Raw genomic sequence first — 16,914 nt, 5'->3', positions numbered from 1 at the left:
TTAATTATAAAGAGTGACTGGATTTTTAAATTATGCATTTGTTACTGCCACACGATTTCGCCCGTTCTTTTTCGCTTCATATAGTGCTGCGTCCGCTTTTTCCAATATGATTTTTGGCTGATCTCCGTGCAACGGATAATTTGCGATTCCAGCTGAGAATGTAATTACTTCCCCCGTAGGACTAGTAAGTTGAGAAATTTCTTCGCGGAGTGCTTCTAACCGGCTATATGCATTACCTACCGTCTCTTCGGAAAGCAGAAGTATAAATTCTTCCCCACCATAACGACAAGCTAAATCTCCTTTACCAACAACTTCTTTTAATTTACTAGCTATAAATTGCAATACCTCGTCCCCTATAGTGTGACCATAGGAATCATTGACTTTTTTAAAGTAATCCACATCTAAAATGACTAATGTATATGGTTTTTGCTGTTCTGTCCATAAGTGAATTATTTTATCGAAAGTTCGGCGATTCAACAACTTTGTTAACGGATCTGTTGAAGATTCTTCTTTAAGTGTATTCACTTGTCCATGCAAAATGGAAAAGCTTTGAATAAGGGCTTCCCGAATTTTAAACACTTCAAAATACCATGCGCGAATGTCTTTGAGCTTGTTCATCTCCTGCTCCTGTGCACTGTTCCCTGCTATTTCCGCCATACTTTGAAGTGGACGTACAATACGTGTTGCAAGGATAAAGACGAAAATAGTTGAGAGAATAATAAATGGCAAACCTCGCGCAAAGACTCCCGATACTTGTTTTCCAACGGCATTTATTGCCTCATCATACGGTGTTTGAACTACAATTCCCCAGCGAGTTCTTTCCGTGGAGCTATACCCAGCAAGCATTGGCTGATTAAGAGAATTGACAATTTCCTTGGCTCCGCTCTTTTCCTCTAGCAGATCTTCTACAACCTCATTTTGCGAAACATTTTCCCCTAGTCGTGCTTTATTCGGATGATAAATGATTTTCCCATTTGTATCCACAACGTATACATAAGAACCATTTTCATAAGGGTGTCGGCCTAAAACCATTTCAAAAATATCCGACTCATGCAAATAAATCGTACCGTTCACAACCCCTTTAAATATGCCCTCTTTATCATAGACAGGCATTGAAAGCAGAATAATTTCACGACCGGTCGGCGACATATAAGGATTGGTAATATAAGCAGTACGCTTCTTTAGCACATCAAGCCCTTCTTTTGATGTTACCTTACTGCCAGCCAGACCAAGATTTTGTGGCGCATTGACTAAAATATTCGCATTCGCATCTACAACAACGACAGAACTAAATGTGTTTTCCTGCGAATAAAGACGGTTAACCTCTTGTTGCAGGTTTTCCATATTATTGAAGTCTTCACCAATTTCTGCTGCACTATAACGCATAACCCGTTTTGTATCGCCGATAAATTGGTCAATAGTTTCAGATAATTTCAAGGCATATACCCGGTTATTTTCCAGCGCTTGTTCTTCCATAAATTTCACATTTCCTTGATAGCTACTATACGTACTAACAATTGCAGAAAGAAAAAAGGCAAGAGAAATAACTGCGACTATTAAGTATTTTAATTTCATATATTTTTTTAAAGAAATCATGCATTTCTCCTAAAGAATAGAATATTTTTAAATTTGAATCATATATATTTTAATCAAAAATTATACCTAAGCAGAATAAAACTAATTAAAACATAAAAAATTGCTAAATTAACACTTAAAAAACTGTGTTTAATTTTAGCATACCATTCTTTAGTGATTTATCAATTAACTGGAACACCCTTTATAAATTTGAATAATTTCTACCATTCTTCTGTACAGATTTTTCAATCCCTATACTAAAAAAACTCTAAACAGCAAAGCCATGTAGAGTAACCAGTCCCTCAATTTTAAAGAAAGAATGAATTTTAATTTATGCATTTGTGACTTCTACACGATTGCGCCCGTTATCTTTCGCTTTATATAACGCTTCATCCGCTTTTGCAATAATAGCCTTTAGCTCGCCACCATGTAGCGGATAATTTGCCATCCCAGCCGAAAATGTAAGGGGTTCTCCTTCAGGACTGATAATTTGCTGAACATTTGACCGAAGCAATTCAACGCGTTCATAAGCATCTTCAATTGTTGTTTCTGTAAAGACAAGAATAAATTCTTCTCCCCCGTATCGGCATGCTAAATCATCTTCTAGTAATGATTCTTTTAATTTGCTTGCTAAAACTTGCAATACTTCATCTCCTGCAATATGCCCGTAATTATCATTGATAGATTTAAACCAATCTACGTCCAGCATGACGAGCGTATAGTCTTTTTGCTTCTCAGTAAGCAGTTTAATCTTTTTTTCAAAAGTATGGCGGTTCAATAGCTTTGTTAGTGAATCTGTTGATGTTTCTTCTTTCAGTGTATTCACTTTACCATGTAAAACCGAAAAACTACGGATGAGTGCTTCTTGTATTTTATACACTTCGTAATACCAGGCACGGATTCCCTTCAGCTTTTTCATTTCCTGATCTTTCACACTGTTTTCTGAGATTTCCGCTATTTTTTCAAGAGGACGAACAATATGGCTAGCCAATAAAAATACGACAATTGATGAGAATAAAATGAATGGTAAACCAATTTTAAACACACTTACCACTTGTTGCCCTACCATACTAAGCGCTTCATCATAAGGTGTTTGGACAATGATCCCCCACCTTGTTTTTTCACTTTGGCTATAACCCGCAAGCATCGGCTGGTCAAATGCGTTTACAGCTTCTAGAGCACCACGTTTTTCTTTTAATAATTGAACAACTACCTCGCTTTTGGAAGCATCTGCCCCTAATCTCGCTTTATTCGGATGATAAATAATTTTCCCTTTGTTATCCACTACATACACATAAGAACCATTTTCATAAGGATGCTCACCTAGAATCGATTCAAAAATATTGGAGTCGTATAAGTAGATACTGCCACTCACAAACCCTTTAAACGTTCCTTTTTCATCATAAATCGGCATTGAAATAACAATCATTTTACGTCCTGTTGGCGAAATATATGGATCTGAAATGAACGGCTCATGTTTATCATAGTTTTCCATTCCATTTGCGGAAAGAACTTTCTTTCCTGCTTCTCCGAGAGATTGCGGTGCGTTCACTATAATAGTGTCTTCCGCATCAACAATGAGTACAGAGCTAAATGTATCTCCTTGTAAATAAAGTCGATTTGCTACTTCCTGCAATTTGTTTATATTTTTAAAGTCATAGGCAATTTCCGCTGCACTATAACGCATCGTATTAGTTGAATTAACAATAAATTTATCGACTGTTTCCGCTAATTTCAGCGCGTATACCCGATTATTTTCCAGTGTCTGTTCTTGCATTAGTTTCATATTCCCTTTGTAGTTACTATAAACACTGATAAGCGTAGAAAGTACAAAGGCAAGGGCAATGACTGAAATGAACAAATATTTTAATTTAACGATATTTCGTAACGAAAACATTACAATCTCCTAGTCCAAATATAGGCAGGTATATTTGATTTAATATAATTGCTAGTATTATAACATAGCGTGACTGCATTCTTTTCAGCATATGCAATATTTTTATGACAATCTTGTTAGGAATTTATGTATTGAGCCAGTAAAAAAGCATCACCAAGTCAATTTCCTGATTTGGTGATGCTACTTGTTATTATCTATTATTTAAATTCAATTGTTTCTGGTGATGCTCCTTTTGTATACGTAATATTCGCATCGGATGGCAGATTACGTATTTCTTTTACATTGTTGCCTTCAATGATTATTTTACCTATTTTTGTTCCTGTGAAATCAATAATCGCATTTCCTTTTTTCGGACTGATCGTTACAGTTTTGTCTGCAAACCCTGTACCGTGGAATTCGGCATATTCACTGAATACCGCAATACCGTTTTTAATAGTTGTATTTTCACCTAATGTAAGGGAAATACTTGGGCGGTTCATAATAAGCTTACCTGTTTTATAGTTACTATAATTGTATACGTTTTCCGGAATAATCGGCTCTGGTGTTTCTTCTTTACCAGACTTCAAATCAATTTGAACTAATACTGGATCGTGGTCTGATGCACGGCCCTGCGCTTCAGTAAAGTTCGCATTAATATGAATCATATCGATCTCCGTTACTTCCGCAAGATTGTTAGAAACTAAAATATGATCCAGCACTTGGTTGTTTCCTTGGAAGTAGTAGCTGAAACGATCTTCCATAGGAGCCTTGTCTACCATATTCGTTAAAACATCACCTTTTAATGCTTCAAGAGCCGGTGTAAATTCAAAGTCATTCATATCACCTGCTACGACAATGTTGATGTCCGGATCTTTGGCAAGTCCTTCATCGATAAAGTTGTTGATTACTTGTGCAAGCTCAATACGCTCTTTTTCAGATCCTAAAACCGGTGGCTGTGTTGGACCCCATAATGAATCATCTCCACCTTTAGAATTCAAATGGGCCCCAATAACAACAATTCGCTCTTCCTGGAATTCAAATTCTGCCGCAATCGGTTTACGTGTATCTTCAAATCTTGAAGGATTCACAAAACCTGGATTCAATGCAAGACTGCCCTCTTCTGTCCATGCATTCGCCTGATCACCTGTTCCTTTTGCCCCTTCAACAAGCGTAACTCGTTCCGGGTTGTATAAGTAACCTACACGGATATTTCCGCCTGGTGCACCACCGCTAGTATTATTAATCGGCGTAACATCAATCCAGTCATACTGAGGACCGCCAGCTACTGTAATTGCGTTAATTAATCGCAAGTAACTTTCTGTTGCATCGGCATTTCCTGAATCTGTTTGACCGTCATTATCCTGTACTTCCACTAAAGTAATAATATCCGGTGACTTCATATTGTGCACAAATGTCGAAGCGATTTTCGCTGCTTTTTCATCGGATGTATTATCCGTGTTATTCGAAAAGTTTTCGATATTGTAAGATGCAAAGTTCAGCTTGTCCGCTACGGGTTCAAGATGCGTTACTTCCTGCTGAATGTTCGCCTTTGTCACTTCCGGGAATACTTTATTCGTATTCAGGCGGTAGCCGTCAGAGAAGTTTTCCACAAAACCGATCAGTGCATCATTAAAGCGATCGCCTGATTCATAGTTTTTCGCTGATACCCCTTCAAGCATAATTTTTTCCGGGTTGTAATCATCGGCAGCAATATTTAGACCGCCATTATCGTTAAATGTATTGTTTGTTGTATTAGGAACGACGATTGGTGAATCATTGTTATACATCGGTCCTACTACTCTTGCATCAGGGAATGACACAAGCATATATTCGATTGATTCCCAGAAATCGATTCCGTCTTCTTGCGGGTCAAAAGTTCCGAAACTGTCATTATCGATAATTCTGTTCGGCGGGTATAAATCTTCCCCGATAGCAAGCGTTTTAGGAACAGCATCAGTACCTGTTTTTTCAACCGTTACGGCTGCAATCTGCGTATCTTTCAAACGTGTATTGCCACCAGCCTCATTTACAGTACCCGTTACTTTCACTGCATCTCCTACCATCACACCATGCGAAGACTTGTTCACTTTAATCGCAGTTGATTTAACTCCATCAAACGGTGTATTTTCCTGCATAATGAAATTCGAACCATCAATTACAAATGTAACAATTCCATCAACATCATTCACTTGTAATCCTGCATAAGGCGAAGTATGACTTGCCCCTTGAATATCACTGATCGTCGCATTTTCCAGATTAATGATTTCATAAACGAATGTTGCAACCGCGCTGCTAGTTAAGCCTTCTTTAACTCCAATAGCTTTAATCGTCATCGGATCATTGATCGTAATAGGTTCCGTATATTCTGTACTTGCTATAGTTGGTAGTGAACCATCCACTGTGTAATAAATTTTTGCATCTTCAGTAATTGTAGAAAGTGTTACACTTGTACCCGCTGTTACACCACCTGTAGATGAAGCTTGGATATCCTGTACTTTAGTCGTATCTTCAATAATACGGATTGGAAGAAGCTGATGATTTGTAAACTGACCAACAATACCTGTAATTTCTCCGTACGTTTTCCCACTTACCAAACCTGAATCTCTTAATTTATCATAAATTGCAAATGTACCGGCTGCATCTGATCCCGTAAAGTTTTGCCCTGAACCAGTAATCGCTATATCTTTTAAAGTTACTAATCGCGATTCATTATCTTCTGCAATTCCAATACTTGTTATAACTTGCGGCTCTGGTAAAGTCGCCGCTGTTGGGGTACCAACAAGAGAAATATTCTTTAACTGTTTAAGCCCGCTGTATTCATCTACTATCCCTTGAACTGTAACAAGGTCTCCAACTTTTGCTGTAAGACTGTCCGCTGGATAAATTGCAATCGCTGCACCCGTTTCGTCCTGGATATGTGCTGTCGCTGTTTCTAGTTTTGCTGTGACAATACCCGAAACGATTACTTCATCGCCGATAGCTTTATTGCGTGCTTCTTCAATAGAGATGGCTGTTGGCGCTGATTTGATTGTGTAGCCAAATGTTGCAATTTCGCTATCGTCCAAATCTGCTGCTGTTGCAAATGCTTTAATCGTTGTTGCTTCATTGATAACAATATCCGATGATGCATCATAAACCATACTTCCTGTCGTCGGTTCAGTACCATCCGTTGTGTAATAAATCGTTGCATCTTTTGTAGCCGTTGACAAAGTTACTTTTGTTCCTTCATAAACTTCTCCGGCCGTTGGGGAAGCTTTTACAGTTGCTACTTGTGTTGGTTCTTCAGGATCGGGTGTATCATTCCCAACAATCTGAATGAAAGTTGGTGATTTTAAACCAGCATGGTTACTAAAGTACTTTTCTAGCGAACCTGTAATTACCACTTTTTTGCCAAGGTTGCTAGGGTTCGTTTTTAAACCAAATTCAGATCTGTATGATGCTGTTAATTGAATGTATAGCATTTTCGTTACATCCGTCTCACCAGGCGTATCCGCAATGGCGATGTTATTATCATCACCAGCCTCTACTACATATGAGGTTTCACTTTTTGCATACCCTACTATATAACCCTCTACTGTTACACCAGGTATAACTGAAGTAGGATTAAACTGACTGATCGCTTCTCCAACCCCAATCGCACCTGTTGTCTCTGCCTTCGCAACCGCAAAGTGAGGCAAAATCATCGAAATTACAAGTAAAAATGACAAAGCGATTTTGGAAACGAAATGGAATCCACTATTTTTCATTTTTTTAGCTCCTTATTATTTTTTAGCTTGTCCTGTATAAAATTTCTTTTAATTTATTACTGTCTCGCCTTCTACTGTTAATCCATTAATATCGATATTTACATTAGGCGCATTAATTACGAGGTTGCCTGTAATCGTCCCACTTCCACCAGTTGGCGCAAGTGAATACGTCCCCGTTGCTGTAGGATCATTGATTGTCAGATTTCCTGTTAATGTATGGCCATTGAAATCAAGATTCACAAGACTCGTCAAAATAATGTCACCCGTTATCGAAGCCAATAATTTGATTGTTTCTCCCTGTTTAGCTGTTTTTAACGCTTCATTCAGTTCTTTTAACGTCTTTACATTTTGCTTATTGTTATTTACCGGCGGATTAGATGTATCAATTCCACCACCCGTGTTTGGTGCTCCTGGATTTGGTGTAGGTGTGCCTGGCACATTCCCGATAATAACCGTAACTATTTGTGAAGCAATTGTATTATAGTTTTTAATGATTTTTGTCGCTGTTGAACCTGCTGGAATTGATAATTCATTAATTTTTAATCCTGTATCTACCGTAATTTGAGCAGTAGAATTATTGACTGTTAAAGTCGTAATAACTCCTTTAACTTTTAATGCTAATTCCGTCGCTGTTGTTAACAGCAATTGACCAATATTAGCATTACCATGAACTTCAAGTTTTGTTGATGATTCTACGGTAATTTTAGTGACAGTCCCATCTAAACTGATTAATGTCACTGTTGCAGCTACTGTAATCTCATGAATTGCTGCGTCTGACTCAATCGAGACACCGTTGCGCTTCACATGTATTTTTCCAGCATGAGAATTTTTCATTTTTATTTGAGGTCCCGCTTTTCCATCATCAGCAAATTTATTATTGATAGAAGCGGTTGAACCCACTACCTGATTATCAACAATTAAATCACCCGTGATTTTTGCACCTTCAAATTCTACTTCTGACATTACTGATGAAGTGACTGTTGCATTACCTGTTAACGATAAATTTTTTACCGAAACATAATCAGCGTTAATTGTTAATGAACCGATTGTCGCCGTTGAATCAAATACAACACGAGATTCAGCTGTCCCGGATTTATTTATTATTACATTTTCAATTTTAGTCAAGACGCCATCTTCAACGGTTGCTGTAATTGCTGCACCAGTTAAAGCGATTTTATTTTTCTCAGTAAAGATAGAAGATATTGAAGAATGGAATGAATAGGCAGACCCGTTTATAACAATTCCTGAAGCTGTATAATCTTCCACTTTAAATGTGACACTTTGAGCAGGTTGTGGCTTTTGATTTGTTACTGCTTCTGCGCGTGTGATAAACGCGGCCATTTGTCCACGTGTTACATTGGAAGATCCATCAAATAATGTAGCAGTCTTACCCGTTGTAACTTTGTTTTCAAATAAAGCAGCAATTGCTTCTTTATAATCTGGTCGCACATCTATGAAAGGGAGTGCATCTATATTTTCAGTTTTTAAATTTAATGCATTGGTAATAATTTTTGCAACGTGATTACGCTGAATATTTGCGCCTTGGCGGAATGTCCCATCTTCATAACCATCGATAATCCCAGCCTGTTTTAAGGCTGCAATCGCTCCGTAATACTGGTGAGATGCAGGGATATCTTTAAAATTAGGATTCTTTACATTCTTTGTATCTAACTGCAGGACGCCCGCAATAATTTTTGCCGCTTGTCCTCGCGTCAAATTTTGTCCTGGTTTAAAAGTACCATCTTGGAAACCGTTAATAATACCTCGTTCACTTAGACTTTGAATTGCATCATAAAATTGATGAGAGGCTTTGACATCATTAAAACTACTTGCTTCTGGTGCGGTAGGTGCCACTACCACAATTGCTGATGAAGCAACTGCCATTGCTGTTATTGCTTTGAAATACTTCGAAGATTGCCTTTTACTCATAATTATAAAAATACCTCCACTCCGATTTTGTAATTCTTTTAATTGAGAATATAGTAGAATTTTCCTCACTATATTTCTATTAACAAAATAATTCTAACAGATTAATGCCAAAAACTATGTAAATTAATGTTAAAAATGTTTTTTTGAGTATAATTATCTATGAGCACAAAAAAATCCATTAGTTAGAATTAACTGAAAATTTGTGATAAGGTAATATTTATGAAAAACAATTCAGTTTTAATAGGCGCAAAGGAGCTTGATAATGATGAGAAATATTCCATATGTAGTGGATGGCGACTGGTTAGAGGCACGACTGGATGATCCGAAATTACGCTTAATCGATGCATCAACGTTCTTAAAAATTCCTGAAGGTGAAGGATTTCCAGAACTATGGTCCGGCTTTGAGGCTTATAAAGAAGAGCATATTCCCGGAGCCGCTTACGCTGATTTACTGAAAGACTTCACTAACCCTGAAGGAAAGGCACCATTTACAATTGCAACAAGAGAGCAATTTCTAAGAGCTGTGGAACCTTTAGGAATTAGCGAAGAAACTTATGTAGTTATTTATGACCGCGGCCCTTTAGTAAATATTGATATTTTAGCTTCCGACTGGTCAGCACGTTTACGCTGGCAATTAAAATATGAAGGTTTTGATAATGTAGCTGTACTCGATGGCGGATTCCGCAAGTGGAAACTTGATGGTCGTCCAACAGAATCTGGAATCTCCAACTATGAACCTGCGCCATTTCCAGGAGAACGCCGCGAGCATCTGATCGTATCAAAAGAAGAGGTAAAAGCAGCTTTAGGTGATGAAAATACTGTATTGATCAACAGTTTGTCAGAGGCAGACTTCCGGGGTGAAACAATAACATACCCACGCCCTGGTCATATTCCAGGAAGCAAGCACGCCTTTTTCGGATCACATTTAAATCCGGAAACACGTTTACTGAACGATGATGCCACATTGCGCGCTACCTTTGAAAAATTAGGTGCGCTTGATCCTTCTAAAAAAGTGATTACTTATTGCGGTGGCGGAATTGCTGCAACATGGAACGCATTGTTGTTGAACAAATTAGGCCAGGAAAATGTAGCAGTTTATGATGGGTCGTTAAATGAGTGGGCTGCTGATGAGAGCTGTCCATTGGTGACTGGATAAGTAATGCGTATTTATAATATTTATTAATAAAAATAGCCCCTTTTGTACAAAATAGCTGGTTCTATATACCACAAATGCACAATTGGGGCTTTAAGTGTAGGTTACTCTATCTAAGTGAATGAAAGCTTTATTTTAGTCTTTTCAATAACTGCTGTTTTTCTTTTCCGTTTGGCAGTTCTTGTACTAATTTCATCGCTAAGTTCCGGTTAGCTTTTGTTTTTTTCTTTTCATAATTGGCTACACGTGTTTTCGCTTTAGCTATATTATTATTAACCGTTTTCTGAACTCTTTTTTCCAGCAGTTCACGCTGTTTTTCATCAAATACAGATTGAATAGCCTTTACTGCTTTATTATAATTTTTCAGTGTTTGGACTTTTTCATATGCTGCAATATTCGTCTTTGCTGTTTTTACAGCAGCTTGTACTTGCTTTGCCATCTTTTCGAGTAGCTCCGTTTTAATTTTGGAATCTGGTAAGCTATTAATTGAAAAGTTCGTATAACTATATTGATTTTTGGTAGGGTTCTTTTCAAATTGTGCTAAACTGTCAATTGCATTTTTCGCAAACTCTTTTAGTGCCTCATTTAGCGTTTCTTCTAAATCCTTCTTCTTATTCAGTGAAGGTAATTTAGTTAATTCTGCCTCTGCCTTTTTATAGTTATAGACTGTTTTATTTTTAGTAAAGGTTCTTACTGCATTTGTTGCAGGTTCAAGTAGTCTCTCAATAACAGCATCTGCTTCTTTTTGCTTTTGTACTTTTACATCAGCAGCAGCCAGTTTCGCTAATAGTGCTTGTAATTCATTCCAAAGTTGTTCAGTAGGTTCTTTTTCAAAGGTACCTAATAATTGATCGATTTCTTTAATAACCGTTTGCTCTGCTTTATTTTGTTCATTTTTTAAAGCTAGTTTCTCAATCGAGTCAGGCATTGAATCAATTTTTTTATTCAAAGCTTCAGCAGATAATCCACTGTTCAAAAGTCCCTCTACAACTTGTACATTCGGAAGTCTGAATTTAGGCAGCCCATACCCGTACAAAGCATCTAAACCTACATCGCCTAAGTCTTCTGCAATATAACGCAAACCTTCGCGCAATTCAGTAGGTGTTGCATATGGATATTGTTCCATTAACAATGCTAGCATTCCCGTTATATGTGGTGTCGCCATCGAAGTACCATTGTATGTAGCATATTGTCCGTTCAAATATGTACTGTAAATTTCTTCTCCCGGCGCTGCAAAATCATTCGTGTCACCCGTTCCGCTAAATGAAGAACGCTTGAAATAACGATTAATTGCCGCAACTGATATTACTTCCTCATGACGTGCCGGATAATTAATTGTATTACCCGTCCCGTTGTCATTTCCTTCATTGCCACTCGCTGCACCGATCAGTAAACCATGTTCAGATGCCTTTTTAATCCCTTCATGCAAGGATTTCGCATATTCCAAATCTCCAAAGCTCAAATTAACGATGTCCATATGATTATCGATCGCCCAGTCTATTGCCTGTAACACAACCCGAACATCACCAACCCCATCACTCTTTATTGCCTTTACTGCATAAACTTCAGCATCTGGGGCAACTCCCGCTACACCAACTCCATTATGCTTTCCTGCAATAATTCCTGCAACATGGGTTCCATGGCCATGGTCATCATCATAGCTTTCCCCTACAAATGATTTGCCACCAGCAATCGTCAGGTCCGAATGGTTCGCCACCCCCGAATCAATAATAGCTATCTTAACCCCTTTACCTGTATAGCCATGACTCCATCCATTTTGCACATCCATAGCCTTCAAATTCCACCGTTCTAATTCAGCGGAAGAAAAATTTGCTACTTTAAATTGATTTTGAAGGGTGAATTGTTGATTCTCTTCATAAAACTCGATATGCCCTTCATTTTCAAGATTTTTTAACCGTTCATTTGAAATTTTTACAGCCACCATTGGTAAATGTTCAAACTCTTCTATGACAGCATCAGCTTGTTGAATGATTATTTGTTTGCTGGTTTCTGAAGGATATTTTACAATAACGCTTTCTTCTGATTTTGCTAGAGAGGCTTCAGCTAAGGTAGAAAAATTAAAGATAAGTATCCCTACAGACAGTATTCCTATTAATAGTATCTTTCTCATTGTTTCACTCCATATATTTCATTTTTACTATACAAAACATATCATATATTTTAATAGAATAATTATGAAATTTGGATTTTCACGATAATATTCTGGAGGAAATTGTGGGAGTAGTATGATGGTTATAGAGTTAGCGAGATTACAAAATATGAGCAGTACGTGAAGAGAATTCGTAGAAACTTTTGCGTTTTTTGTATAAATATTTAATAAAATTACTTATGCACTTCTCCAAACATATCACTCTTTTCAGCATACAGAGTATCCGTTTTATCAAAGCCTGCATTTCGTTGTTTGATAGAACAATTGCTAAATTAAATTTAGATGCTGGCAAAGATATGAGTTCCTGCATGATCATTCTCATCGTATTGTAGATTTAGCGGCACCCTTTTCTCCAAAGAGTAAGAGAATGAAATTGCAATCTCTGGCAGGAAACAACTAATGGCCTATGATTTCAACTTCATCTACTATTCTTTTCGTTACTGCAATGTCCTCTGGACTTAGTCTGCTATAATTGCTTGATGATTATGAAAACAAATTATGCAAGCAAAATTAGAAAGTATTGCTAGTTTCAGCACTTCTCAAGGATGAACTATGCTAGATGCTAGCGTTAAGGCTGCCAATATGAACCGTCTGAATGCAAATTGGCTGATTCTTCGTATCCATACATAGGACTACAAAGTGCTCACGATCCATATCACCTAAAAACTCTTTCATTAATAGATACGCATCATGTGGAGAGCGAATACGACGGTTCTTGTACATAATCGTTTTCTCCCTCACTAACTTCATATTCACAATACTCACTCGCTTCGCTGGCTCCTGTTTCTCCTCCTTCACAACATCAACAAATGGCAACGGTAACTGTACGGTGTAATCATACTTTCTCATTTCACATTCCTCCTAAAATAAAAATAGCCCTAATCCCTCGAAAGGAATTAGAGCAGAGTGAGTTAGAATAACTATTCTATGAATATAATATATGGTTGAAATGTTGGTTGAGATTCGGTGTTAAAAATACAAAGAGATTGAGTGTTAAACGGAATTGAATCAGTTAACACTGTTTTTAAGTCCATCCGAACGCAGTTTTATAATAATTACTCCTTTGCGAGTTGAACTATTACTCGTTAGATAAATTTAACAAGACCATTCTCTATTACAAAAGTTTCACCCATATTTAAAGTATCCGCTGCCGCAAACGCTACGCTATCTGGATTTTCTGAATTAGCTGCTGTTAAGTAGTATTGCACTTGATTGTCTTTCACTGTACTCGTTGATGTTAATTGACCAGCTGCTGCTGTTACTGTACCAGTGATTTTATCTTCCCAAATCGTTGGTAAGCCGTATACTTCACCTTGATTGGATAAAGTTGCTTCAGTCACATCAAGTGATGGAGTGGAAGTTACGTTTTGACCTTTTGATACTTCAATTCCACCAAACTCATTTCCATTTACATCGATACTACCTGTTAATTTTACTTCTGATCCGTTAACTAATAAGGCTCCATCTGCTCCTGTTAGAACTACGTTGCTAATTGTTACTCCTGTTGCCTTGTAAACATGGAACACATAGTCTCCTTGCCAGCCTTCATCATTCCCCGTCATTGTCACTTTATAACCATTACCATTGATAGTGACCGCACGGTCTACTACGATTTCTTCTGTTGTTTCTATGTCGTTAGCTAGAGTAATCGTTTTGATTTTCTCATCTGCTAATGCATCTGTTAATTCAGTGATAGACGATACTTCTTCGACCACTGGATTTTCTGAATTAGCTGCTGTTAAGTAGTACTGCACTTGATTGTCTTTCACTGTACTCGTTGATGTTAATTGATCAGCTGTCGCTGTTACTGTACCAGTGATTTTATCTTCCCAAATCGTTGGTAAGCCGTATACTTCACCTTGATTGGATAAAGTTGCTTCAGTCACATCAAGTGATGGAGTGGAAGTTACGTTTTGACCTTTTGATACTTCAATTCCACCAAACTCATTTCCATTTACATCGATACTACCTGTTAATTTTACTTCTGATCCGTTAACTAATAAGGCTCCATCTGCTCCTGTTAGAACTACGTTGCTAATTGTTACTCCTGTTGCCTTGTAAACATGGAACACATAGTCTCCTTGCCAGCCTTCATCATTCCCCGTCATTGTCACTTTATAACCATTACCATTGATAGTGACCGCACGGTCTATTACGATTTCTTCTGTTGTTTCTATGTCGTTAGCTAGAGTAATCGTTTTGATTTTCTCATCTGCTAATGCATCTGTTAATTCAGTGATAGACGATACTTCTTTTATTGTTAAGTTCGTTGTGAACTCAACTGTTGTTACAGGGCTTGCGTAGCTCACTCCATCTACTGCCGCGACACGGATTTGTACTGTTTGAGCTCCCTCAAATATTGGTAAGTTTGATGGATCAACTACTGTCCAACTTGCACCATTATCTGTTGAATATTCCATTCCTTCAGCTAAACCAGTGATTGTATTCGCCTCATCATCAGCTGTTACTGTTGGTGCTGTTGGCGTAATAAGGTCACTTATAAAGATCGCATATACTGTTGTATCTGCAGAGAATAATGTTGCTGCTGTTACCACTTCACCTTTTCCATCTGCTTTTGTGTTCCATTCTTTAAATGTGTATCCTACTTTTGTTGGGTTTACTGGGAAAGTTACGCCGGCTGTGTCTGTTGTGGCTATTGCTTCACCTTCTACATCAAATGTTACTGTGTAAGTTTCTGCAGTTTTGTCCACATTAATATTAAATGTAAATGTTACTGTCTCTGGTGTAGCTAAACCTTTTGAAATCTTAGCAACCAGTTTTGCTTCTGTCAATTGTACTGCCGCTTCACTATTGTCAACTATAACTTTACCACCCGATATACTTACATTGGGAATCGGATTGCCAGATTCACCTGTTATAGACCAGTCAATTTTTGTTCCTTTTGTATCTGCTACTATTGGTAAGGCTGTATCAGTTGTTGTTACATTTCCAATTATTAATTTCTCAAGCTCCACTTTTATCGCATCAATATCTGCTTCATCTAATTCTTTTTGTGTAGGTTCAGTTTGCTCACCATCATTCTTCAATTCTATATTAACTCTATCAATGATGCTTTGTAAGTCAACAAGATCTGTTAGAGAAGGTGATAACTCTGCAATATAGTTGCTTTCAAAATTTATATTATAGTCAGTAATTAAATTTCGGTCCGAGCTCATGTATTTCAAAATTTCTGTAATGTTGCCTTTCGAGCTTATTTCTTCAGAAACAATTTCCTTTTGAAGTAACTCGAATAATTCTGAATCACTTGCTTTATATAATGCAATATACTGATATCCTACCCAATAATCTAGCTCTTCCAGTCCTTCAAGTTGGAAACTTACCCCTAGAGTTTCTTTCATATTAATAGGTTTTGCCAAGGTAAATGTTGATTTCAGCTCATCTCCACTATTATCCCATTCTAAATTAATTATTTTAATATCTTCATTACCGAATACATTTAAGATGTCTTGATTTATTGCAAACAATTCATTCATACTTTTGGCTTTTAGAGTATTAAAAGTTGATTCATTAAGCTGATTAACATTCCATACAAAAGTAAGCGTATTTGTAGGCTCACCATTCTTAACAACATCTTCTAACAGGAAATAACTTTCAGTAAAGTTCAAATATTTAGAGTGACTATAGGGTTGTTCAGTTGTTGCAGAATATCTAACAAGTATTACGTTGTTACCAGCTAAATTCGGTGGATTACTTCCATCGAATTCAATCCATTTGTCACTACCTTCCGTTTTATATTCCATTGTATTATTCAACCCAAAAATAGTGTCCAAATTATCATCTACAATTAGATTATTCGGAGCAGGTGGAAGAACATTTATTAATATTGTTTCACTCCAACTATTTACAGTTATAGTTACCTCTTGATTCAATTGGTATTGACTACTATCAAAACCGGTGATTTTAATATCTTCTTTCTCTACTGTAATTATTTCGCCCTCTGTATTAGTAAAACTAAGAATTTCAAAATCAAACTCTTCCTCTAAAACGTAATCCCCTTTAAATGCATGTATTCTTAATTCCTCTGTTGGGTTCACTTCTATTTCAGGTTCTACGGCCTCAACACCATTTTTACCTATTTTTGCTTTTATCGGTGTTATGTCGATTGCTTTATCTGGATTGTTTAACAATTCAGCAATTGCTTGTTGAATTGCTGTATCTTTATTATCTGATTCAGCAATATAATCTACATATAATTTTCGTTCGTAATATTTATTTCCTATTCCAACATATGATACATCTGAAGCTTGAACCCAATCTTCTGCCAATGCTTCTATATAATTTGTTTTAGAAACTTCATAATTTATACCGCTTTTTGTAATTATAACGCTATCAATATCTGCCGTTGTTTCAGCTGCAAATGATACTGGATTAATTGAAGCTACACTAGCTACCGCTACTATACTTGTACTAGCTAAGACTTTATATAAATTTTTCTTCATGAGTT

The 16,914-nt window shown here is 37.0% G+C and carries 8 protein-coding genes; 1 reads left to right on the top strand and 7 read right to left on the bottom strand.

The features are described 5' to 3' along the window. Positions 1-30 precede the first annotated feature (30 nt). From MKY71_RS03240 to MKY71_RS03225, 4 genes are all read right to left on the bottom strand, one after another. Positions 31-1,596, bottom strand: a complete 1,566-nt coding sequence (locus MKY71_RS03240; protein WP_340731583.1) for a sensor domain-containing diguanylate cyclase — start codon at positions 1,594-1,596, stop codon at positions 31-33. Between the two features lie 310 nt (positions 1,597-1,906). Beyond that, the gene (locus tag MKY71_RS03235; RefSeq protein ID WP_340731582.1) at positions 1,907-3,472 is read right to left on the bottom strand and encodes a sensor domain-containing diguanylate cyclase; all 1,566 of its coding nucleotides are present in this window, start codon (positions 3,470-3,472) and stop codon (positions 1,907-1,909) included. A 197-nt stretch (positions 3,473-3,669) separates the two neighbouring features. Beyond that, a complete protein-coding gene (locus MKY71_RS03230) occupies positions 3,670-7,197 on the bottom strand; it encodes a chitobiase/beta-hexosaminidase C-terminal domain-containing protein (protein ID WP_340731581.1) in 3,528 nt (1,175 codons plus the stop codon). Positions 7,198-7,245: 48 nt separating this feature from the next. Then, positions 7,246-9,126 (bottom strand): S-layer homology domain-containing protein, encoded by a 1,881-nt coding sequence (locus MKY71_RS03225; protein WP_340731580.1) that lies wholly within the window; start codon positions 9,124-9,126, stop codon positions 7,246-7,248. 265 nt (positions 9,127-9,391) lie between these two features. On the opposite strand from MKY71_RS03225, the gene MKY71_RS03220 reads away from it, so the two are divergent. Then, positions 9,392-10,282, top strand: coding sequence for a sulfurtransferase (locus MKY71_RS03220; protein ID WP_340733608.1), 891 nt, complete (start codon positions 9,392-9,394; stop codon positions 10,280-10,282). Between the two features lie 127 nt (positions 10,283-10,409). On the opposite strand, the gene MKY71_RS03215 is transcribed toward MKY71_RS03220, so the two are convergent. From MKY71_RS03215 to MKY71_RS03205, 3 genes are all read right to left on the bottom strand, one after another. Then, the gene (locus tag MKY71_RS03215) at positions 10,410-12,410 is read right to left on the bottom strand and encodes a S8 family serine peptidase (RefSeq protein ID WP_340731579.1); all 2,001 of its coding nucleotides are present in this window, start codon (positions 12,408-12,410) and stop codon (positions 10,410-10,412) included. 594 nt (positions 12,411-13,004) lie between these two features. Next, positions 13,005-13,298, bottom strand: coding sequence for a JAB domain-containing protein (locus tag MKY71_RS03210; protein ID WP_340731578.1), 294 nt, complete (start codon positions 13,296-13,298; stop codon positions 13,005-13,007). A gap of 236 nt (positions 13,299-13,534) precedes the next feature. After that, on the bottom strand, positions 13,535-16,909 hold the full coding sequence (locus MKY71_RS03205) for a DUF4073 domain-containing protein (RefSeq protein WP_340731577.1): 3,375 nt from the start codon (positions 16,907-16,909) through the stop codon (positions 13,535-13,537). Between the last annotated feature and the right edge of the window lie 5 nt (positions 16,910-16,914).

This window comes from Solibacillus sp. FSL W7-1324 (assembly GCF_038008025.1).
GTDB lineage: Bacteria > Bacillota > Bacilli > Bacillales_A > Planococcaceae > Solibacillus.
This window is presented reverse-complemented; position numbering and strand designations above follow the sequence as displayed.

What these genes read in the sequence shown, in the direction of transcription:
- MKY71_RS03240 (WP_340731583.1), bottom strand. Translation starts at nt 1,596, where the DNA reads ATGATTTCTTTAAAAAAATATATGAAATTAAAATACTTAATAGTCGCA.
- MKY71_RS03235 (WP_340731582.1), bottom strand. Translation starts at nt 3,472, where the DNA reads ATGTTTTCGTTACGAAATATCGTTAAATTAAAATATTTGTTCATTTCA.
- MKY71_RS03230 (WP_340731581.1), bottom strand. Translation starts at nt 7,197, where the DNA reads ATGAAAAATAGTGGATTCCATTTCGTTTCCAAAATCGCTTTGTCATTT.
- MKY71_RS03225 (WP_340731580.1), bottom strand. Translation starts at nt 9,126, where the DNA reads ATGAGTAAAAGGCAATCTTCGAAGTATTTCAAAGCAATAACAGCAATG.
- MKY71_RS03220 (WP_340733608.1), top strand. Translation starts at nt 9,392, where the DNA reads ATGAGAAATATTCCATATGTAGTGGATGGCGACTGGTTAGAGGCACGA.
- MKY71_RS03215 (WP_340731579.1), bottom strand. Translation starts at nt 12,410, where the DNA reads ATGAGAAAGATACTATTAATAGGAATACTGTCTGTAGGGATACTTATC.
- MKY71_RS03210 (WP_340731578.1), bottom strand. Translation starts at nt 13,298, where the DNA reads ATGAGAAAGTATGATTACACCGTACAGTTACCGTTGCCATTTGTTGAT.
- MKY71_RS03205 (WP_340731577.1), bottom strand. Translation starts at nt 16,909, where the DNA reads ATGAAGAAAAATTTATATAAAGTCTTAGCTAGTACAAGTATAGTAGCG.